13 protein-coding genes and 1 riboswitch are annotated in these 19,402 nt (G+C 69.4%); of the genes, 9 read left to right on the top strand and 4 right to left on the bottom strand.

The features are described from left to right. Positions 1 to 61 precede the first annotated feature (61 nt). Positions 62 to 2,578 carry an alpha/beta hydrolase family protein gene (locus RG19_RS02620; RefSeq protein WP_425599717.1) on the bottom strand — a complete coding sequence of 839 codons (2,517 nt, stop codon included), beginning with the start codon at positions 2,576 to 2,578 and terminating at the stop codon, positions 62 to 64. A gap of 311 nt (positions 2,579 to 2,889) precedes the next feature. After that, positions 2,890 to 2,982, top strand: a riboswitch (S-adenosyl-L-homocysteine riboswitch). 41 nt (positions 2,983 to 3,023) lie between these two features. On the opposite strand from RG19_RS02620, the gene ahcY reads away from it, so the two are divergent. The 3 genes from ahcY to RG19_RS02605 all read left to right on the top strand — a co-directional run bounded on the left by ahcY (position 3,024) and on the right by RG19_RS02605 (position 6,287). Further along, positions 3,024 to 4,472, top strand: a complete 1,449-nt coding sequence (gene ahcY, locus RG19_RS02615) for an adenosylhomocysteinase (protein ID WP_058833909.1) — start codon at positions 3,024 to 3,026, stop codon at positions 4,470 to 4,472. Positions 4,473 to 4,528: 56 nt separating this feature from the next. Further along, complete coding sequence (locus tag RG19_RS02610; RefSeq protein WP_058833908.1) at positions 4,529 to 5,191, top strand: polymer-forming cytoskeletal protein; 663 nt, start codon at positions 4,529 to 4,531, stop codon at positions 5,189 to 5,191. A 349-nt stretch (positions 5,192 to 5,540) separates the two neighbouring features. Then, positions 5,541 to 6,287, top strand: a complete 747-nt coding sequence (locus RG19_RS02605) for a hypothetical protein (protein ID WP_162267044.1) — start codon at positions 5,541 to 5,543, stop codon at positions 6,285 to 6,287. Between the two features lie 183 nt (positions 6,288 to 6,470). Here the strand turns inward: RG19_RS02605 and RG19_RS02600 are convergent, their stop codons facing one another. Together RG19_RS02600 and RG19_RS02595 are read right to left on the bottom strand one after the other, a co-directional pair. After that, positions 6,471 to 7,778: a hypothetical protein gene (locus tag RG19_RS02600; RefSeq protein ID WP_058833906.1), complete on the bottom strand. Its 1,308-nt coding sequence runs from the start codon at positions 7,776 to 7,778 to the stop codon at positions 6,471 to 6,473. A 68-nt stretch (positions 7,779 to 7,846) separates the two neighbouring features. Then, entirely contained in the window at positions 7,847 to 10,702 is a 2,856-nt protein-coding gene (locus RG19_RS02595) for a TonB-dependent receptor (RefSeq protein ID WP_238376575.1), read from the bottom strand. Positions 10,703 to 10,835: 133 nt separating this feature from the next. Between RG19_RS02595 and RG19_RS02590 the strand changes: the two genes are divergently transcribed. Further along, complete coding sequence (locus RG19_RS02590; protein ID WP_058833904.1) at positions 10,836 to 11,615, top strand: DeoR/GlpR family DNA-binding transcription regulator; 780 nt, start codon at positions 10,836 to 10,838, stop codon at positions 11,613 to 11,615. An 11-nt stretch (positions 11,616 to 11,626) separates the two neighbouring features. Here the strand turns inward: RG19_RS02590 and RG19_RS02585 are convergent, their stop codons facing one another. Continuing rightward, positions 11,627 to 12,742 (bottom strand): amidohydrolase family protein, encoded by a 1,116-nt coding sequence (locus RG19_RS02585; RefSeq protein WP_058833903.1) that lies wholly within the window; start codon positions 12,740 to 12,742, stop codon positions 11,627 to 11,629. Between the two features lie 124 nt (positions 12,743 to 12,866). On the opposite strand from RG19_RS02585, the gene RG19_RS02580 reads away from it, so the two are divergent. From RG19_RS02580 to RG19_RS02560, 5 genes are read left to right on the top strand one after another with little or no spacing between them, the layout of a single operon-like run. Continuing rightward, complete coding sequence (locus RG19_RS02580) at positions 12,867 to 14,954, top strand: glycoside hydrolase family 36 protein (protein ID WP_058833902.1); 2,088 nt, start codon at positions 12,867 to 12,869, stop codon at positions 14,952 to 14,954. Then, positions 14,951 to 15,871: an EamA family transporter gene (locus RG19_RS02575; RefSeq protein WP_058833901.1), complete on the top strand. Its 921-nt coding sequence runs from the start codon at positions 14,951 to 14,953 to the stop codon at positions 15,869 to 15,871. The genes RG19_RS02580 and RG19_RS02575 overlap by 4 nt, the downstream gene beginning before the upstream one ends. A 29-nt stretch (positions 15,872 to 15,900) precedes the next feature. Beyond that, on the top strand, positions 15,901 to 17,190 hold the full coding sequence (locus RG19_RS02570; protein WP_058833900.1) for a D-tagatose-bisphosphate aldolase, class II, non-catalytic subunit: 1,290 nt from the start codon (positions 15,901 to 15,903) through the stop codon (positions 17,188 to 17,190). Beyond that, on the top strand, positions 17,177 to 18,337 hold the full coding sequence (locus RG19_RS02565) for an SIS domain-containing protein (RefSeq protein WP_058833899.1): 1,161 nt from the start codon (positions 17,177 to 17,179) through the stop codon (positions 18,335 to 18,337). Before RG19_RS02570 ends, RG19_RS02565 begins: the two co-directional genes overlap by 14 nt. After that, positions 18,334 to 19,296, top strand: a complete 963-nt coding sequence (locus RG19_RS02560; protein ID WP_058833898.1) for an N-acetylglucosamine kinase — start codon at positions 18,334 to 18,336, stop codon at positions 19,294 to 19,296. Before RG19_RS02565 ends, RG19_RS02560 begins: the two co-directional genes overlap by 4 nt. The last annotated feature ends 106 nt before the right edge of the window (positions 19,297 to 19,402 follow it).

Genomic DNA, 19,402 nt, shown 5'->3' with positions numbered 1-19,402 from the left:
GTCCGCGGGGCACGCCGCTGCGGAGGCCGTGCCCCCACGGCGCGGCCTCCGCAGCACACGATCAACGCGTCGTGTCTTCCTCCGCGCGCGGCGGCGCATCGCGTACGTGCGTCTCCAGCCAGGCATGGGTCTCGTAGAGCATATGCAGGATCGATTCGCGCGCCCGGTACCCGTGCGACTCGCGTGGCAGCATCACCAGCCGCGCAGCGCCCCCCAGGCCCATCACCGCCGCGTACAGACGCTCGCTCTGCATCGGGAACGTGCCGGAGTTGTTGTCCTCTTCGCCGTGGATGAGCAGGATCGGATCGCGGATGCGATCGGCATAGTTGAACGGCGACATCTCCAGATACGTGTCGCGGGCCTGCCAGTAGTTGCGCTCCTCGGCCTGGAAGCCGAACGGCGTCAGCGAACGGTTGTAAGCGCCGCTGCGCGCGATGCCGGCACGGAACAGGCGCGAATGCGCGAGCAGGTTGGCGGTCATGAAGGCACCATAGGAGTGCCCGCCGACGGCGATCCGGTCGCGATCGGCCACGCCACGCCGCACCACCTCGTCCACCGCCGCCTGGGCGCTGCCGACGAGCTGCTGCACGTAGGTGTCGTTGGGCTCGGCATCGCCCTCGCCCACGATCGGCATCGCCGGGTCGTCGAGTACGGCGTAACCGGCCGCCAGGTAGGCCAGTGGCCCCCAGTAGCTGATGCGGTTGAACCGATGAGGCGAATCGGTGACCTGGCTGGCGACCTCCGCCGAACGGAACTCCTGCGGGTAGGCCCACATCAGCAGCGGCAGCGGCCCGTCGCGCTGCGGATCGTGACCGGCCGGCAGATACAGCGTGGCGGTCAACTCGACACCGTCGTCGCGGCGATAGCGGATCTGCTCCTTGCTCACGTCGCGCAGTTGCGGCGTGGGATGCGGAAATGCAGTCAACGCGCGTGGCGTATCGCCCGCATCCCCGAGCGTCCGCGCGAAGAAATTCGGCGGCTCGGTCGGCGACTCCCGCGTGGTCAGCACCTGCCGGGCCTCGGGATCGAGCAGCGCCTGCGGAAGTTCGTAGTACGGTGCCTGCGAATGGAACAGGCGCTGTGTCTCGCCGCTTGCCAGGTGCTGACGGTCCAGAAACGGACGGTCGCCCTCCGGGGACGCGCCCTCGCCGATGCGGTAAATGCTCTCGCCGTCGGCGGCGATCAGGAGGCGTCGGAACCCGCGCGCATCGGCCACGGTGACCGGATCACCCGGGTCGGCGTAGCGGTCTTCGTACGAGCCCTCGCGCAGCAGCACGGGCGCGGTTGCGGCCACGCCGGGCGCCAAGCGCCATTCGCGCAGCTGGCGGTCGCGCCACCAGAACTCGGTCAGCAGTGCCAGCGCATCGTCGCCCCAGCGAATGCCGGCGTAGCGCATCGACAGATCGGCAAGGGTCTCCGGCGGGTCCTGGAACGGCGCCGCGTGTGCGAACACGCGATCGCGCACCTCGGCGTCCACCGCCGGATCGCCGCCGTCCTGGGCCTCGGCCCAGACCAGCGTCGCCGGTGCGTCGCTGCGCCAGTCGATCCGGCGCACGCCGGTGGGCACCGCATCGCGACCGGTCGGCAGACCTTCGATCAGCGGCAGTGTCGCCACGGTGTGCACCACCGCGCCCTGCAGGTCGATCACGTCGATCCGGCGTGGAAACCGCGAGTACGGCACCTGGTAGGAAAACGGATGCTGGATGCGCTGGCGCAGGATATGGCGACCGTCCGGCGAGACGGCCAGACCGACGTGCAGGTCCGGCGTCCCGATCGGCGCGATCCGCCCGTCCAGCCCGACCCGGGCCACCTGGGTGGTCAGGAAGTGCGCGAACACGCGCGCGTCCTGAGGATTGCGCAGCAGGTCCTGGAAGGTGCGCAGGCTCTGGACCCCACCGCCGCCGGCGGTCTCCTGGATGTTCGGCCCGCTGGGAATCCCGGCATCGGCCGGCGGCTCGCCCTGACCCTCCGGCCGCAACTGCACCAGCAGACCCTGGCTGTCGGGCAACCATTGCACGCCGCTGCCGACGACGGTGTTGAGCGGTTGCTCGATCAGCCGCCGCGCCCGTCCCGCCGTCACATCGACCAGCCACAATTCGACCCGGCCGGCCGCCGCGTCGACCTGGGTGAAAGCGATGTGCCGCTGGTCGGGCGACCACGCCATCGCAGCGATGGCCAGCGGCTGTGGAAGCCCGACGATCCGCTGTTCCTCGCCGTCGGCCACGGTCTGCAGCCACAGGTCGTCGACGAAGGCGAAGCTGCTGGAGGCATAAGTGCGGGGGTGGATGCGGATGCCGCCGAGCTTCAACTCGGGCTGCGCGACCACCTCGATGCCGGGCAGCGCCGGCGTGCGCATGTAAGCGATCAGGTCGCGCTGCGGCGACAACGACAGCCGCGGGGCCGTCGGCGCATCGACCAGCGCCTGCAACGCGGCCGGCGGGTGGCGGTAACCGGCGTCCGTGGCGTCCTCGTGGGCAGCCGACGCCTCGACGGCGGAGGTCTGGCTGGCGAGCACACAGGCCGGCGCGGCCCAGAACGCGAACAGGAGCAACAAGCCGGCGTGGCGGCGTAGACGCATCGTCATCGAACAGGATCCCTGGAGCAGGCGAAGCCACCAGCATACCCAGCAGGGCATCCACCGGGCCGGCGCCCGGGACGAACCGATCGGACTTGCGCCCCCTGTACCGGCGGGGGCCACCTTTCGCTGCGCCCGGCGTCATCGGGATGCATCCGCTCGGTGGCCCGCACCCTCACGCCGGAAACGGCCCGTCACCCGGACCACGTCGACACCTGCGAGGCGTCGCTCCACAAGGTGCCGGCACCGGCGCATGAACAGGCGCCACGCACGGCAGGCAACCCGGCGCGTTGCCCGCTAAAATGAGCGCTTGCCCCGCCGAGGGGCGCTGCGACCGCCGGACCGGGCCTGCCCCGGCCGCGGCCAGGCTCGGCGCGGTTCTCTCGCACCAACGGCGCCCGTAACGCGATCCGCGCACCGCTGCGCGCGTCGCCACTACGGAGCCACCATGAACGCACAGCTCAAGACCTTCTCCCAGGACGGCGACTACAAGGTCGCCGATCTTTCCCTGGCCGACTGGGGCCGCAAGGAAATCGACATCGCCGAGCACGAGATGCCGGGCCTGATGTCCATCCGCCGCAAGCACGCCACCGAAGCGCCGCTCAAGGGCGTGCGCGTGACCGGCTCGCTGCACATGACCATCCAGACCGCGGTGCTGATCGAAACCCTCAAGGACATCGGCGCCGACGTGCGCTGGGCCTCGTGCAACATCTTCTCCACCCAGGACCACGCCGCCGCGGCGATCGCCGCCACCGGCACGCCGGTGTTCGCCTGGAAGGGCGAGACGCTGGAGGAGTACTGGGACTGCACCCTGGACGCCCTGAGCTTCCCCGACGGCAACGGCGGCTTCATCGGCCCGGAGTTGGTCGTCGACGACGGCGGCGATGTGACCCTGCTGATCCACAAGGGCTTCGAGCTCGAGCAGGGCGACGAGAGCTGGGTGAACGCGCCGGCGGGCAGCCACGAGGAGTCGGTGATCAAGGCGCTGCTCAAGCGCGTGCGCGGCGAGCGTCCCGATTTCTGGACCCGCACCGTCGCCGAGTGGAAGGGCGTGTCCGAGGAGACCACCACCGGCGTGCATCGCCTCTACCAGCTGGCCCAGGACGGCAAGCTGCTGGTGCCGGCGATCAACGTCAACGACTCGGTCACCAAGTCGAAGTTCGACAACCTCTACGGCTGCCGCGAGTCGCTGGCCGACGGCCTCAAGCGCGCGATGGACGTGATGCTGGCCGGCAAGGTGGCGGTGGTGTGCGGCTATGGCGACGTCGGCAAGGGCTGCGCGGATTCGCTGCGTGCCTACGGCGCGCGCGTGGTGGTCACCGAGATCGACCCGATCTGCGCCCTGCAGGCGGCGATGGAAGGCTACGAGGTCACCACGATCGAGGACACACTGGGCCGCGGCGACATCTACGTCACCACCACCGGCAACAAGGACATCATCCGCGTCGAGCACATGCAGGCGATGAAGGACCAGGCCATCGTGTGCAACATCGGCCACTTCGACAACGAAATCCAGGTCGATGCGCTCAACGCGCTGTCGGGCGTGGAGAAGGTCAACATCAAGCCGCAGGTCGACAAGTACGTCTTCGGCAACGGCAACGCGATCTTCCTGCTCGCCGACGGCCGCCTGGTGAACCTGGGCTGCGCCACCGGCCACCCGAGCTTCGTGATGTCGAACTCGTTCGCCAACCAGACGCTCGCCCAGATCGAGCTGTGGGCGCACAAGGGCGACTATGAGAAGAAGGTCTATCTGCTGCCCAAGCACCTGGACGAGGAAGTGGCGCGCCTGCACCTGGAGAAGATCGGGGTGAAGCTGACCACGCTCACCCAGGAACAGGCCGACTACATCGGCGTGCCGGTGTCGGGCCCGTACAAGCCCGAGCACTACCGCTACTGATGCCCCGCGGCGCGGCCTCCGGGCCGCGCTTTTTTTACATGGACAGGAGTTCTTGCGTGCCCACACACTCAGAGGCGCTCGCCCGGCTGCAAGCCCGGCACACCGGCGCCATCGCCGACCTCGCCGCCCGGCTGCTCGAGATTGGCGACGACTGGCAGATCCTGCCGGCCCAGCGGCACACCGCCGCGACCGCCTGGCGTCCCGATGCACCGTTCGTGCTGATCGACGGCGATCTGGATGTCGAGGGCAACCTCGTCGTGACCACCGGTCGCCACGACCAGGGCGCGCTGATCGTCCTGGGCGACGTGCGCTGCCGGCACGCGATCACCGGCCACGACCAGCATCTGCTGGTCACCGGCGACCTGGTCGCGACCCATGCCGTGGTCGCCGAGCTCGGCAACAGCAGCACCCATGTCGGCGGCACGCTGCGCACCGACACGCTGCTGTCGGGCCGTGGCGCCTGGCTGTCGTTGGCGTCGGCCGAGGGTTTCCAGGCCACGCATTGCTCGGCATATGTGATGGTCGGCGACACACCGCTCAAGCCGGCCGTGCCGGCCTCCATGGCCGACCGGCTGGTCGATGAGGTGCTCGACCGCGAAGAGTGGGACGACATGGATCCCGAGGATCGCGAGCAGGAGGACATCGACGACCTGGTGATGCTCGACGAGTCGGCCGCCTTGCGCCATCTCGCGGCCGGCGGCGACCTACTGCGCGCCTGAGCCGCGCGTCCATTGCGCACCCTGCCCCGCGTCAGGGCCACGACGCGTTGAACCGGATCGCCTGTCCGCGGACGAGGCGGTCGCTCTCGATGGCGACCTGCACATCCTGCACGGCGCACTGCCCGGCGCACCGCGACCTGCACGGGCACCCGGTCCGTAGGGCCGCGGCACCACATCGACGGCGTCGCCGTCTCGCGGCGCCTGCGGTGTCGCCTGCCGTGCTGGCGCGACGCGGGCGGGCATCGCACCATGCGGCGATCCCTGCGACGCAGCGGTCGCAGCGGTCGCAGCCGCAACCATCCATGCCGACGGCCCGGGCTCCACCGCGCCGGCACGGTGATCCGTATCCATGCTGCATCGGCATGGCCGACGCGTGATCTCAGCGATCGACCGATATGGCGCGCGCCGCCGACCTTCCAGCCTGACGGTGAGCCCATGCCGAATGCGCGGGCCATTGCCAAGGAGCACAGGGATGCCGATCACGCTCTACCGCGGAGAAAACCGCGAGCCGCAGCACATCCGCGACGCCGGCGGCTTCACCGCCAGATTGCAGTTGGACACGGACGCCGTCCGCGCCGTGCTCGTCCACGCCACGATCGACGCCACCCGCGACATCGCCGGCATCACCGGCAGGCGAACCTCGCAGATCGTCGACTACCTGCTTCAGAATCCGGGGCGCTGCGGTCTCGGGCCGCTGTACCAGCAGATCAAAAAGGAACGCGAAGCGAGTTCGATCCACATTTCCACCGAGACCACGCCCGGCGGCGGCGGCATGGGTGGCGGCTACGTCTACCGTATCCAATGCCCGACGCCCCTCTACGAGTGGGGCCCGACACGCGGTGGCACCATGAGCGGGATCGATACGCCTCCGAGAACGATCGCGATCGACGCCGATCTCACGCAGCAGTCGGTCCGGGCGTTCCTGCTCACCGATACGCTCGCGGCGAACGTCGCGCTCGACGCGGTCGAGACGGCCGACGTCGTCGCGATCTACAGCCCGGCGCAATTGAAGGAAGTCGCGTTCCTGACCGCCTTGCCGTATGCATGGATCACCGGATACCGGCAGGACCAGGGGGCGTGGCATCCCATGCCGTGAGCGCGCGTCCGGCGGTCCCTCGACAATGCCGCGATCGGGGCACCGGCTCACGCCGGGGCCGACGTCTGGACACGTCCATCGACGGATGAAACCCGCCTGACATCGTTCGCGGGATGCGGCCTGCGAAGAGCCGGAACGCCGAGGCGGCGCCGCACGGCCGCCTCGGCGTCAGAACCAGAACCCTTACGGCAGCGACGCGTTGAACTGGATCTGCTGCCCCGGCACCAGCCGATCGCTCTCGATGCCGACCTGGAGAGCCGTGCCGGTATGCGGCCCGATGCACCCCGCCCCGGCCTGCTCGGCACCCGGCGCCAGTCCCTTGAGCGACGGTCCGATCCGCTGTCCGTCCACCGCCGGCCATGCGTCGTAGTAGATCGGTGCGACGCCCTCGTTGCGCACCGCCAGTTCAACGCATTCGCCGTTGCTCGACAATGCGGTGATGCGGAACGCATAGCCGGTCGCCATGGCCGCCTGGCGGATGCGCGCAAGCGGCTGGAACAGCGGCTGGTCGTTGCCGATCATGTAGCTGATGCGGTACTGCTCGACGAAGGACTCGAAACTGCGGCCCCATGCGCCGTTCGGGAGGTTCAGGACATTGGCCTGGTCGTAGTCGCTGTAGTAATTGAGCTCCCCGCCCGCCGGCGAGGTGAGGTAGCGCTGGTCGCCGAAGAACAGCCACGAGGCGCGGTTGTACTCCTGGTTGGTGGCCGAGTGGTTCTCGTGCATGAACGAGTCGTCGAACACCCCGAAGCGCTGCTGCCGCAACGACGGCACCGCCGAGAACGGCGAGTAGGTGCTGCTGGCCGCGTCGATGGACACCGACCACGACGTCTCGACGAACGCATCGTCCAGATGCTCCAGGAACTGCTGCTGGAACGCCTTGGACGGGAACGTGTGGCCGAGCGTCAGCGGCCCGGCCCACAGGTGGTACTCGGCATACGAGCCGAAGCCGGTCTGGAGGAAGGCGATCCGCGGATCGAGGTCGTAGCGCTCGGCGAAGCGGGTGTAGAACTCGAGGATGAAGGCGCGCAGCGTGGCCGAACGCCAGTCGGGCACGAACGTGGTCTGCCCCTCCACCTGCACGTACGAGGCCGTGTGGTCGGACGCGGCGTCGACGTAGGCGGGAATCGAGACCTGGGTGTGCCCGGGATAGGTGTCGTGGAACCGCAGGATCATCGGGTGCCCGCGCGCGGCCGCCGATGCCAGGCGGGCCTCCACCGCCGACCAGTCGTAGGTCCCCGGGCTCTGCACCACGTCGCTGTACTTGAAGTAGGCGAACTCCAGTTGCACGTCGTCGCCCAGCGCATTGAGCGCGGAGACGTTGTCGTTCCACAGCACGATGCCGGTCATCGGTTGCACCCGGTCGATCGTGGCCTGCAACGGCACCGGCACGTAGGCCGCCTGCCGCGCGCCGCCGGCCTGCGCCGCGCCCATGCCCACGGCGAGCGCCACCGCGATCGCACCACCCAGAAAGAACGTCTGCCTGTCCATACGTCTGCTCCTTGCGTCCACGAAAAGGGAATCGCGGACGTGGCGCCCCCGTGCCGCCACGCCCGATCTCAGAACCGGTAGCTCAGCCCGAGCTTGAGCGCGCGGCCATAGCGGTAGTACCCCTGCGACAACAACGGATTGCCGTTGATGCTGTAGGTGTTTTCCTCGTCGAGCAGATTGCTGCCCTGCAGGGTGACGCTGAAACGGTCGTTGAATTCGTAGGAGGCGTGCGCGGTGAGCCAGGTGATCGGATCGGCCTCCTCGTTGTAGCCCTCGCCGAGCACGTTGATGGCGGTGACGAAGCCGTTGGTGCGGTCGGCGGTGACGCCCAGCGACCACGGCCCGCGCTCGTACATCAACCCGAGCGAGTACACCGATGGAGCGATGCCCTCCAGGGGACGCTCCAGGTCGCCCACCCAGCTGCGCGCCCAGTTGCGCGTGTACTGCGCGCGGAACCCGAAGCCGTTGTCCCAGAAATGCTGCAGGCCGGTCTCGACGCCTCGCACCTTCGCATAGTCGCCGTTGATCGGTCGCATCACGTTGAACAGCGTCGGCCCGTCGGTGACCGGTGCGCCGTCGGCGCCGATGATCGGCCCCACGCCGATGTCTTGCCCCGGCTCCCAGCTGGTGGTGATCTGGTTCTCGATGCGCTTGTAGAACACCGCGACGTTGAAGATCGACTTGTCCGCGAAGTACCACTCCAGCGACAGGTCGCCCTGCTTCGCGCTGTAGGGCTGCAGGTCCACGTTGCCGCCGTAGATCTGGGTGAACTCGCCCCAGGCCACGCTGGCGGTGGTGTTGGTCGGCGCGAGGTTGTCCACCGGCGGCCGCGCCATGGTCTTGGCCGCACCGGCGCGCAGCTGCAGGTCGTCGGTGAAGTGCCAGGTGAAGTTGGCCGACGGGAGGTAGAAGGTGTAGTCGCCCTCCTGCTCGATCGCGGTCGGCGTGTCGTAGACCGCGGTGTAATTGAACGCCCCGTTCTCGATGATGCGCAGGATCTGCGCGTCCCAGGCGTGGGCGGTGGTGTCGGTCTGGACCACGCGCATACCGATGTCGCCGCGCCAGCGCTCGCCGCTGAAGTCGGCCTGCACGTAGAACGCGTGCGTTTTCTCGGAGACCCGGTAGCTCTCCAGCGGATTGAACGTCGCCGCGGCCTGCGAGAAGTCGTAGGGCGTGCCGTCGGCGCGCAGGTTGCCGTCGTAGCCGGCCAGGTATTCCAAGTAGTTGGGGACGTCGAAGGCGACGAACGAACGCGGGAAGACGGCGTTCATGCGGCTCATGAAGTTCGGCAGCGCGAACGATTGCGAGATCACCCCCGCCCCCAGGGCGCCGACGTTGATGGCGTTGGCGCCGGAGTAGTAGTCGGCGCCTCCGGTCAGGGTGTTGTTGACCAGGTCGCGGGTCTTCTTGCGGTCGGTGATGCCGACGCCGAAGTTGAGTCGATCGAACACCGAGCGGCCGACGAACAGGCTGCCGTCGAGCGTGCCGCCGGTGATCTCGTCGACGATGTCGTCGCCGCGCAGTTCCATGTAGTGGGTGTTGAAATCCGATGCGCCGAAGTTGCCGGCGAAGCCATCCTGCAGCGAACGCCCGTCGTCGAGATCGACCCAGACGTTCGGCACGCGGTCGCCGCCCAGCTCGATGCGCGCGGTGTTGGGCTGGTTCATGCGCAGCACCACGTAGGAGTCCTGTCCGCCGGAGAAGCGCTTGGACGTGGAGCGGTAGACGTCGCCGGTCAGGGTGAAGTTGTCGTTGACCTGCCACTGCGCGTTGACGCCGTAGAGATCGGTATCGACCACCCGGTGCTCGGTCATGTTGAGCAGTTCCGGATTGAGCCGCATCTCCGGGTCCGGATTGTTCATGGTGAACCCGGTGACGATGCCGTTCTCGATCCGCATGTCGGACCATCGGCCAGGCGCGAACAACGGGTAGTACGACTGCTGGTAGCCGATCTGCGGCGAGTCCAGTCGCGTGGTGAGGCCGTCCACGGTCAGGCGAAAGCGGTCGTTGGGCCGCCACTCGAGCTTGCCCGACAGCGCGCGACGCTTCTTCTCCTCGATGATCGAGCCCACGCGGAACTGGCCGGGGCCGATCAGGCCGTACTCGTCCTCGTCCAGCACTCCGTTGCCGTTGGGATCGATGTGGCCGCCCCAGGTGTTGCCCCACAGCCAGCTTTCGTCGTTGGGATCGGCATTCCGGCTCCAGCCGCCGTCGTTGCCGGCGATGTCGGTGCGGTCGCGGCGCTTGCCCACCACCACGCCCAGCAGCACGCCGAGCGTGTCGTCGGCGAAGGTGTTGCTGTAGGCGGCGGAGAACTTGCGCCCGTTCTCCTCCGACATCACGTTGCGGTCGCCCTCGATGCGCACGATGCCGTGCTGGCCGGCGTTGTCGAACGGGCTGGCCGAACGCAGGTTCACCAGGCCGCCGATCGCGCCTTCGGTCAGCGACGCCTGCGAGCCCTTGATCACGTCCGCCCCGCTGATCACGTCGGCCGGCAGTACGTCGTAGGCGAAGTCGCGGCCGGCGCCGTCGGTGGCCAGGATGCGCCCGTTGAAGGTCGTGAGCGTGTACTCCGGGCCCAGACCGCGCACGCTGACCGACTGCCCTTCGCCGCCGGCGGTGCGGGTGATCGACACGCCGGTGATGTGGCTCAACGAGTCGGCGACGTTGTCGTCGGGGAACCGCCCCAGCTCCAGGGCGCTGATCGAGTCCTGCACGGTGGCGGCGTCGCGCTTGAGTTCGACCGCGCGTGCGAGACTGCCGCGTACGCCGGTCACGACCACGGTGTCGAGCGATTCGATGTCGTCGGCGCGCGTGCCGGCCGCCTCGCTGCCCGTCTGCTGGGCGAACGCGGCCGCGGGCGCCATCAGCGCCAGTACGATGCAACAGGACAGCGGGGTGCGGCGGGGACGGACGGTCTTCACAAAGGCTTCCTCATGACGGGTGGCTGTGGGGGCTACCTAGAGAACGAAATCGAGCCTAACTTATGTTTCGTTTAGCATCAACAACGAAATTTAACGAAATCACGATATACTCGTGCTCCCGCCCGGAGCGCCCATGACCGTCACCCGCGACACCAGCCAGCGCCGCCTGTTGATCAGCGAACTCGTCCGCCAGCAGGGCAGCGTGCAGGTCAATCCGCTGGCCGAGCGGTTCGGCGTGAGCGTGCAGACCGTGCGCAAGGACCTGCGCTACCTCGCCGAGCGCGGCGTCATCACCCTGACCTACGGCGGCGCCATCGACAGCAGCGCGGTCGGCGCCCCCGCGGCCGAGCCCGCGTACGAAACCAAGCGCACCGTGCACCTGGACGAGAAGCGCCGGATCGGCAGGCGCGCGGCCGCACTCGTCACCCCCGGCGACACCATCGCCATCGACTCCGGCACCACCGCGATCCAGCTCGCCGAGGCGCTGCCCGACATCGAGGTGACCGTGGTCACCAACGATTTCGGTGTCCTGACCGCGCTCACCCGCAAGAGCCAGATCAGCATCGTCATGCTCGGCGGCGAGTTGCGGCGCAAGAACATGGCCTTCTACGGCGGCCTGACCGTCGATGCGCTGGATGCGCTGCACGTGGACGTGGTGTTCCTCGGGGTGGACGGGTTCGACCTCGAGCGCGGCATCACCACCCATTACGAACCGGAGGCGCTGCTCAACCGCAAGATGGTCGGCGCGGCGCGCAAGGTGGTGGCGATCACCGACAGCTCGAAGTTCGGCAGGATCTGCCTGCACCGCATCCTTCCGGTGTCGGAACTGGACGTCCTCATCACCGACACCGGCGCGCCCGCCGAGATCCGCGAGGCCAGCCACCAGATCGGCTTCGAGCTGCTGCTGGCCTGAGCCCGCCGCCCTCAGCCCCCGTCGGGCAGGAACACCCGGCGGGCGTTGGCGTAGTAGATCCTGTCGATCGTCTCGCGCGGCAGCGCCAGACCGGCCACGTCCGCGCCGATCGTGTCGATGCGCTGGACGTCGCCGGTGGCCAGGAACATCCAGTCCGAGCGCCACACCGCATGCGCCGCCTGCCGGAACGCCTCCGGATCGCCGTCCGGATCCTGGGTCAGGTCGGTGCCGTACAGCAGCCGGTCCTGGTAGGCGATGAAGAACGCGCGCACCCGCGCCGGGTCGCGCACCGCCTGGTGCTGCACCTGGGCCATGCGCGCGGCCAGGTCCACCGTCGCCTCGGGGAACCGGTCGAGGAAGGCGGCCAGCCGGTCGACGTCCCACTCCAGGCTGGCCATGTGCGCCCCGACGAACCGCAGTCCGGGATGCGCCTCGAGCACACGGTCGCGCACCGCCATGTGCGTCTCGTAGTCCGGCTGCTCGGGGTGCAGGTACATGTGGTATTCGGGGTGGTTGGCGAAGTACTCGCGATCGTTGTCGGTGGTCATCTGTTCCAGCGGCAGCCAGCAGTTGTGCGGCTCGCCCTGGTGGCCGATCAGCGGCACGCCCAGCGCCTGGATGCGCTGGATCACCGGCGCCAGCCCCGCGTGATCGAGCATGATCAACGCGCCGTCGGCATCCCGCTCGGCCATCCCGACGTTCTTCCAGATCTTCACCGCGCGCGCGCCGCGCGCGATGTCGGCGGCGAGCGCGTCGCCGGTCGCCGATGTCCAGTTGGCCCCGCCGAACCCCGTCATCGGGAACGTGGCCGCCCAGTGGAAGCGGGCCGGCTCGGCGGCCGCCTGCGCCAGCGCGATCGCGTGCTGCTCGGCGACCGGCGGGAACGCCGGGTAATCGACGTTTATCGACAGCAGCTCGAAGCCGTCCGCGCGGGCCTGTTCGAGAAATGCCGCGGAGTCCGCGTTGGCGTGCACGTGCGCGTCGAACTTGCGCACCGAACGGAAATCGTCGAGTGCGTACGTCGCGGCATCGCCGGTGGAGACGTCGCCGCGGGAGGGCGTGTCGTCCGCGCATGCGACCAGCGCACCGCAGACCAGCACCGTCGACAGTATCGGGAAACACCGCATGAAGACCTCACACAAACGATCAGACCGAAACTTTTCTAACACATAACGAAACAAAATTGTTGCGCAAGCATTGTTTCAGGGGCAGACTCGAACCACACCGACTGTCAAGGGAGTGCACCCGCCGATGCCGCCGATCGATCGCCGCGCCGTTCTGAAGCTGCTGTCCGCCAGCGCCGCCTATGCGGCCGTCCTGCCCCTGGCGCAGGCCAGCGACCGTGGCACGCCCACCCGTACCGTGGCCGGCGACGAGGTGCTGTCCATCGAGTTCGATCCGTCGCTGCGCACCCGGGTCTCGGCCGGCGGCAAGGCGATCACCGGCTTCGACGCCAGCGAGGCGTTGCTGCTGGCCGACGGCTCGGCGATCGACAGCTTCGCCTTCCTGGACGCGCGCGACGAGCGCGTGCGCGATCGTCGCCACGGGCCCGGGCGACGTCACACGGTGCGCGGCCGGTCGCGCGACGGCATCGAGAAGACGGTGACGGTGACCTTCCACGAGCGCCATCCCGGCCTGGCCGTGGTGCAGACGCGTTATCGCAACGACGGCGGCGCCCCAATCGAGGTCGCCGGCTGGCGCAACGCGGCCCACGAGATGGAAGACGCGGGCGACGGCTTCTGGAGCTTCTCCGGCGCCACCCACACCGACCGCCGCGACTGGGTGCAACCGGTCGTGGACGGCTTCTCCCAACGCAACACCCTGGCGATGGATTCCTCCGACTACGGCGGCGGCACGCCGGTCGCCAACATCTGGCGCCGCGACGTGGGCCTGGCGGTCGGCCACGTGGAGCCCAAGCCGCGCCTGCTGGACCTGCCTGTCGAGCGCACCGCGGCGGGCGCTCGCCTCGCCGTCGAAGGCCTGCGTGCGACCACCCTGGCCCCCGGCGACAGCCTCGCCAGCGACCGCAGCTTCGTCAGCGTGCACACCGGCGACTATTTCGCCGCGTTGCTGCACTACAGCGCCTGGATGGCCGACGAGGGCATCGCCGCGCCGGAAGTGCCGGCCTCGGCGTTCGCGCCGATCTGGTGCGCCTGGGGCTACGAGCGCGATTTCACCACCGAGCAGGTGCTCGGCACGCTGCCGAAGGTCAAGGAACTGGGCTTCGAATGGGTGGTGCTCGACGACGGCTGGCAGACCAACGAAGGCGACTGGCAGATCGATACGCGCAAGTTCCCGCGTGGCGAGGACGACATGCGCGCCTTCGTGCAGGCGATCAAGGCGCAGGGTCTGCGCGCTCGCCTGTGGCTGGCGCCGCTGGCGGCCGATCCGGGCAGTGAAGTGCTCTATCGCCACACCGACATGCTGCTGCTCGACGAGTACGGCGGCAGCCAGCACGTGACCTGGTGGAACGCTTTCACCCAATGCCCGGCCTACCACAAGACCGTCGACTTCTACGTCGCCCTGGTCAAGAAGATCATCGGCGACTGGGGCTTCGAGGGTCTCAAGCTCGACGGCCAGCACCTCAATGCGGTGGCGCCCTGCCACAACCCGGCGCACAACCACGCCGATCCGATGGAATCGTGCGAGGGGGTCGCCACGTTCTGGCAGGCGATCTACGACGCCGCGCACGAGGCCAACCCCGATGCCGTGGTCGAACTGTGCCCCTGCGGCACGGCGTTCGCGTTCCACAACATGCCGGCCACCGACCAGTATCCGTCGTCGGATCCGCTGTCGTCGTGGCAGGTCCGGCACAAGGGCAAGACCATCAAGGCGCTGATCGGCAAGCGCGGCAGCTACGCCGGCGATCACGTCGAGCTGGCCGACGGCGGCGCGGATTTCGCCTCCAGTGTGGGCATCGGCGCGGTGGTCTCGACCAAGTTCACCTGGCCCCACGACATCCCCGACCCCAAGCTCGACATGCCGCCGGGCGGCCTGGTGCTCAATCCCGAACGCGAGGCGCTGTGGCGCAAGTGGATCGACCTGTACCGCGAGCACATGCTGCCCCAGGGCGACTATCTGGGCACGCTGTACGACATCGGCTTCGACGCGCCCGAGACCCATGTGATCGGCAAGGACGGCGCGCTCTACTACGCCTTCTACGCCGAGCGCTGGGACGGCCCGCTGCAGTTGCGCGGCCTCGGCGGTGGCCGGTATCGCGTGCGCGACCTGTTCGCCGGTGCCGAGCTCGGCACGGTCGACGCGCACAACGACACGCTGCCGGCCGCCTTCGACACCTTCCTGCTGCTGCAAGCGGTCCCCGAGGGAGACGCGGCATGAGCGCGGTCGCGACGACGGCCCCGTCCCACGACCGGACGTGGCTCTGGTTCGCCCTGTCCACGGTGGTGCTGTGGGGCGTGTGGGGGGCGCTGTCCGGGCTCACCGCGGGCCCGGCGTTCCCGGAGACGCTGGTCTACTGCGTGTGGGCGCTGACGATGATCCCGCCGGCCGTGTTCGTGCTGTGGCGCAATGGCTGGGTCGTGGACCGCACGCCGCGGGCGATCGGCTACGGCATGGCGATCGGCCTGCTCGGCGCCGGGGGCCAGATGCTGCTGTTCCACGCGCTCGTGGACGGCCCGGCGTACTTCATCTTCCCGATCATCTCGCTGTCGCCGGTCATCACCATCGCGCTGTCGTTCTCGCTGCTGGGCGAACGCACCACCCGTGTCGGCGCGGTGGGCGTGGTGCTCGCCCTGCTCGCCCTGCCGCTGCTGGACCTGTCGCTGGGCGACGGCGACGCCGACGGCGTGGGCTGGTTCGTGCTGTCGCTGCTGATCATGGCGGCGTGGGGGGTGCAGGCGTACTTCATGAAGCGGGCCAATGCCGACGTCCGCGCGGAGAGCATCTTCTTCTACATGGCGGTCGGCGCCCTGCTGCTGGTGCCCGTGGCCTGGCACATGACCGACTGGACCCAGCCGATCGACACCGGCCTGCGCGGACCGTGGCTGACCGCCGCGATCCAGGTGCTCAACGCGATTGGCGCGCTGTGCCTGGTCTACGCCTTCCGCTACGGCAAGGCGATCGTGGTCGCGCCGCTGACCAATGCCGGCGGCCCGCTGATCACCGCGGCGCTGGCCTTGCTGCTGGCCGGGGTGCTTCCGGGCCCGCTGAAGGCGGTCGGCCTGGTACTCGCCCTGATCGCCTCGGTGCTGCTGGCGCGCGAACCCGAACGCGCACCGCCGCCGGCGGCCCCCTGACCGACGCGTCCACTTCACGGATATCGCCCATGCACGCCCTGCTCGACCTGGTCGCGCGCCACACGCGCGGCGACGCCACCGGGATCACCTCCATCTGCTGCGCGCACCCCTGGGTGCTGGAAGCCACGCTGCGCCACGCGCAACGACACGATCAGCCGCTGGTGCTGATCGAGGCGACCTGCAACCAAGTCAACCAGGATGGCGGGTACACCGGCATGACGCCGGAGGACTTCGTCGCGTTCGTGCACGGCATCGCCGCACGCGTGGGCGTCGATCCGGCGCGCATCGCGCTCGGCGGCGATCACCTGGGCCCGAACCCGTGGACCGCGCTGGACGCGGCCGCGGCGATGGACAAGGCCGAGACGATGGTGGCGGCCTACGTCGCCGCAGGCTTCCGCAAGATCCATCTGGACTGCTCGATGGCGTGCGCGGGCGACCCGGTGCCGTTGCCCGAGCCGGTCATCGTCGAGCGTGCGGTGCGCCTGTGCCAGGCGGCGGAGGCCGCCCACGCGCAGGCCGGCGGCGAGCCCCCGGTCTACGTGATCGGCACCGAGGTGCCGGTCCCCGGGGGCGCGACCGAGGACATCGCCGGGCTGGCTCCGACCACGGCCGAGGCCGCGCTGGCGACGATCGATGCCCACCGGCGCGCCTTCGACGATGCGGGCCTGCAGGCCGCGTGGGCGCGGGTGATCGCGTCGGTGGTGCAGCCCGGCGTGGAGTTCGACCATCACCAGGTGATCGATTACGCACCCGAGGCCGCGCGCGCGCTCAGCGCCGCGATCGAAGGCGTTCCGTCGATGGTGTTCGAGGCCCATTCCACCGACTACCAGACGCCCGACGCGCTGGCCGCGCTGGTGCGCGATCATTTCGCGATCCTGAAGGTCGGCCCCGGTCTGACCTTCGCGCTGCGCGAGGCGCTCTGGGCGCTCGACGCCATCGAACGCGAATGGATCGCGCCCGACGACCGCGCGGACCTGCGTCGCGTCGCCCTGGCGCGGATGCGCGAACGCCCCGATCACTGGCAACGCTACTACCACGGCGACGGCGAGGCGCTGACGATCGACCTGCAGTACAGCCTCAGCGACCGCATCCGCTACTACTGGCCGGACCCGGCCATCGACGACGCCTGCCAGCGCCTGATCGACAACCTCCGGACCGACCCACCCCCGATGCCCCTGATCGGGCAATACCTGCCGCACGCCCTGCGGGCGCTGCGCGACGACCGCGCGCCGCTCGACCCCCTCGCCCTCGTGATGGCCCACATCGCGACCACCCTCGACGACTATCGCCATGCATGCCTCCCCCATGAAACCCGTTGAAACCCTCGGCATTCCGGAGCCGGACCTGGACGCCGGCGGCGCCCTGTGGACGGCACGCGAGATCGAACAGCAGCCGGCGATGATCGCGCGGACCCACGCGCTGGTGGCCGACCTCGCCGACCGGCTCGCCTCCTTCGTCGGCCCGGTGACCGGCGACCCGGCCGCGCGGGTGATCCTCACCGGTGCCGGCACCTCGTCCTACATCGGCGAGTGCCTGGCGCCGTTGCTCGACCGCCAGTTGGCCGCCCGCGTCGATGCCGTGGCCACCACCGACCTGGTCAGCGCCCCCCGGCTCTACCTGGATCCGGCCCAGCCCCTGCTGCTGGTCTCGTTCGGCCGCTCAGGCAACAGCCCCGAGAGCGTGGCGGCCGTCGAACTCGCCGAGACCCTGGTCGGCGACGTGCGCCACCTGATCGTGACCTGCAATGCCGACGGCGCCCTGGGCAAGGTCGCGGTGCGCGAGACCATGACCCTGCTGCTGCCAGAGGAGACCCACGACGTCAGCTTCGCGATGACCTCCAGCTTCAGCTGCATGATGTACGCCACCCTGGCGGCGCTGAGTGCCCCGCACGTGCTGGACGACCGGGTCGGGGCGATCGTCGAAGCGGCCGCGCGGGTGCTGGAGGATGCGGGCGCGCCGACCCAGGCGCTGGCGCTGCACGGCTTCGAACGCGTGGTCTATCTCGGCAGCGGCCTGTTCAAGGGCCTGTCGCGCGAGGCGTCGCTCAAGCTCGGCGAACTGACCAACGGCGGCGTCGCGACGGCATTCGAATCCCCGATGGGCTTCCGGCACGGCCCGAAGACCTTCCTCAATCCACGGACGCTGGTGTTCGTGTTCGTCTCCAACGACCCGACCACACGCCGCTACGATCTCGACCTGCTCGAGGAACTGCGCAACGACGGCGTCGCCGCGCGCGTGGTGGCCGTCGCCACCCGCCCGGTCGCCGACGGCGATCGCGACGCCATCCTGGTGCCCGACATGGCGCACGCGCCGGACGTCGACCTGCTTTGGCCCTACGTCATCGTGGCGCAGTTGTTCGCCTTCCACGCCTCGCGCGCCGCAGGCCTCACCCCCGACAACCCGAACCGCCAGGGCACGGTCAACCGCGTGGTGCAGGGCGTGCGCCTGCATCCGCTGGACGCATGAGCGCGACCTGCTACCTCGGCGTCGACGGCGGCGGCACCAAGACCCGCTTCGTGCTGATCGATGCGGCCGGCCGGGTGCTGGCCGAGGTCCGGCGCGGCACCACCTACCACCCGCAGGTCGGTCTCGACGGCGTGCGCGCGATCCTCGCCGACGGCATCGGCGAGGTGCTGGCGCTGGCCGGTGCCGACGCCGGCGCCATCGGGCACGCGTTCGTGGGCCTGCCGGCCCACGGCGAAGACAGCGCGGTCACGCCCCAGCTCGACGCGATCCCGCAGGCGCTCCTCGGCCACGACCGCTACACCTGCGGCAACGACATGATCTGCGGCTGGGCCGGCTCGCTGGCCTGCGCCGACGGCGTCAACATCGTCGCCGGGACCGGCTCGATCGGCTACGGCCAGCGGCAGGGCGCGGCCGCCCGCGCCGGCGGCTGGGGCGAAGTGCTGTCCGACGAGGGGTCGGCGTACTGGATCGCGGTGCAGGGCCTGAACGCCTGCTCCCGGATGAGCGACGGGCGCCTGCCGCGCAGTCCCTTGCTGGACGCGTTCGCAGCGCACCTCGGACTGGCGCAAGAGCTCGACCTCTGCGCGCGCATCCACGGCCCCGACGCCCTCGCCCGAGACCAGGTCGCACGGCTGTCGCTGCTGGTGGCCCAGGCCGCACGCGAGGGCGATACGGTCGCGGCCGGGATCTACCGGCGCGCAGGCGAGGAACTCGCGCTGATCGTGCAGGCGGTGCGGCAGGCCCTGCATTTCGAGGACGACGAGACGATTCCCGTGTCCTACTCCGGCGGCGCCTTCAGCGCCGGCGACCTGCTGCTCGCGCCCCTCTCGGACGCGCTGCGCACGCACGGACCCGTGTTCGTCCTGCAGCCGCCCCGCTTCGAGCCGCACTACGGTGCCGCGTTGTATGCGATGAAACTGGCCGGTGATCCGCTGCCTGTGTCGGCACCCGATCCATAGGACACCGGGCACGCCACGCCGCGTCCACCGTCACGCCACACTTCGCTGCAGCAGTCGCCGACCATGCTGGCGCGAGGCGGACGGGTACCGCACCATGCGGCGACCC

Origin of the sequence: Luteimonas abyssi (genome assembly GCF_001482195.1) — a bacterium.
Lineage (GTDB): Bacteria > Pseudomonadota > Gammaproteobacteria > Xanthomonadales > Xanthomonadaceae > Luteimonas > Luteimonas abyssi.
This window is presented reverse-complemented; position numbering and strand designations above follow the sequence as displayed.

Excerpts from the sequence above, each read along its gene's own strand:
- RG19_RS02620 (WP_425599717.1), bottom strand. The coding sequence starts at position 2,578 with ATGCGTCTACGCCGCCACGCCGGCTTGTTGCTCCTGTTCGCGTTCTGG.
- ahcY (WP_058833909.1), top strand. The coding sequence starts at position 3,024 with ATGAACGCACAGCTCAAGACCTTCTCCCAGGACGGCGACTACAAGGTC.
- RG19_RS02605 (WP_162267044.1), top strand. The coding sequence starts at position 5,541 with ATGCTGCATCGGCATGGCCGACGCGTGATCTCAGCGATCGACCGATAT.
- RG19_RS02600 (WP_058833906.1), bottom strand. The coding sequence starts at position 7,778 with ATGGACAGGCAGACGTTCTTTCTGGGTGGTGCGATCGCGGTGGCGCTC.
- RG19_RS02590 (WP_058833904.1), top strand. The coding sequence starts at position 10,836 with ATGACCGTCACCCGCGACACCAGCCAGCGCCGCCTGTTGATCAGCGAA.
- RG19_RS02585 (WP_058833903.1), bottom strand. The coding sequence starts at position 12,742 with ATGCGGTGTTTCCCGATACTGTCGACGGTGCTGGTCTGCGGTGCGCTG.
- RG19_RS02580 (WP_058833902.1), top strand. The coding sequence starts at position 12,867 with ATGCCGCCGATCGATCGCCGCGCCGTTCTGAAGCTGCTGTCCGCCAGC.
- RG19_RS02575 (WP_058833901.1), top strand. The coding sequence starts at position 14,951 with ATGAGCGCGGTCGCGACGACGGCCCCGTCCCACGACCGGACGTGGCTC.
- RG19_RS02570 (WP_058833900.1), top strand. The coding sequence starts at position 15,901 with ATGCACGCCCTGCTCGACCTGGTCGCGCGCCACACGCGCGGCGACGCC.
- RG19_RS02565 (WP_058833899.1), top strand. The coding sequence starts at position 17,177 with ATGAAACCCGTTGAAACCCTCGGCATTCCGGAGCCGGACCTGGACGCC.
- RG19_RS02560 (WP_058833898.1), top strand. The coding sequence starts at position 18,334 with ATGAGCGCGACCTGCTACCTCGGCGTCGACGGCGGCGGCACCAAGACC.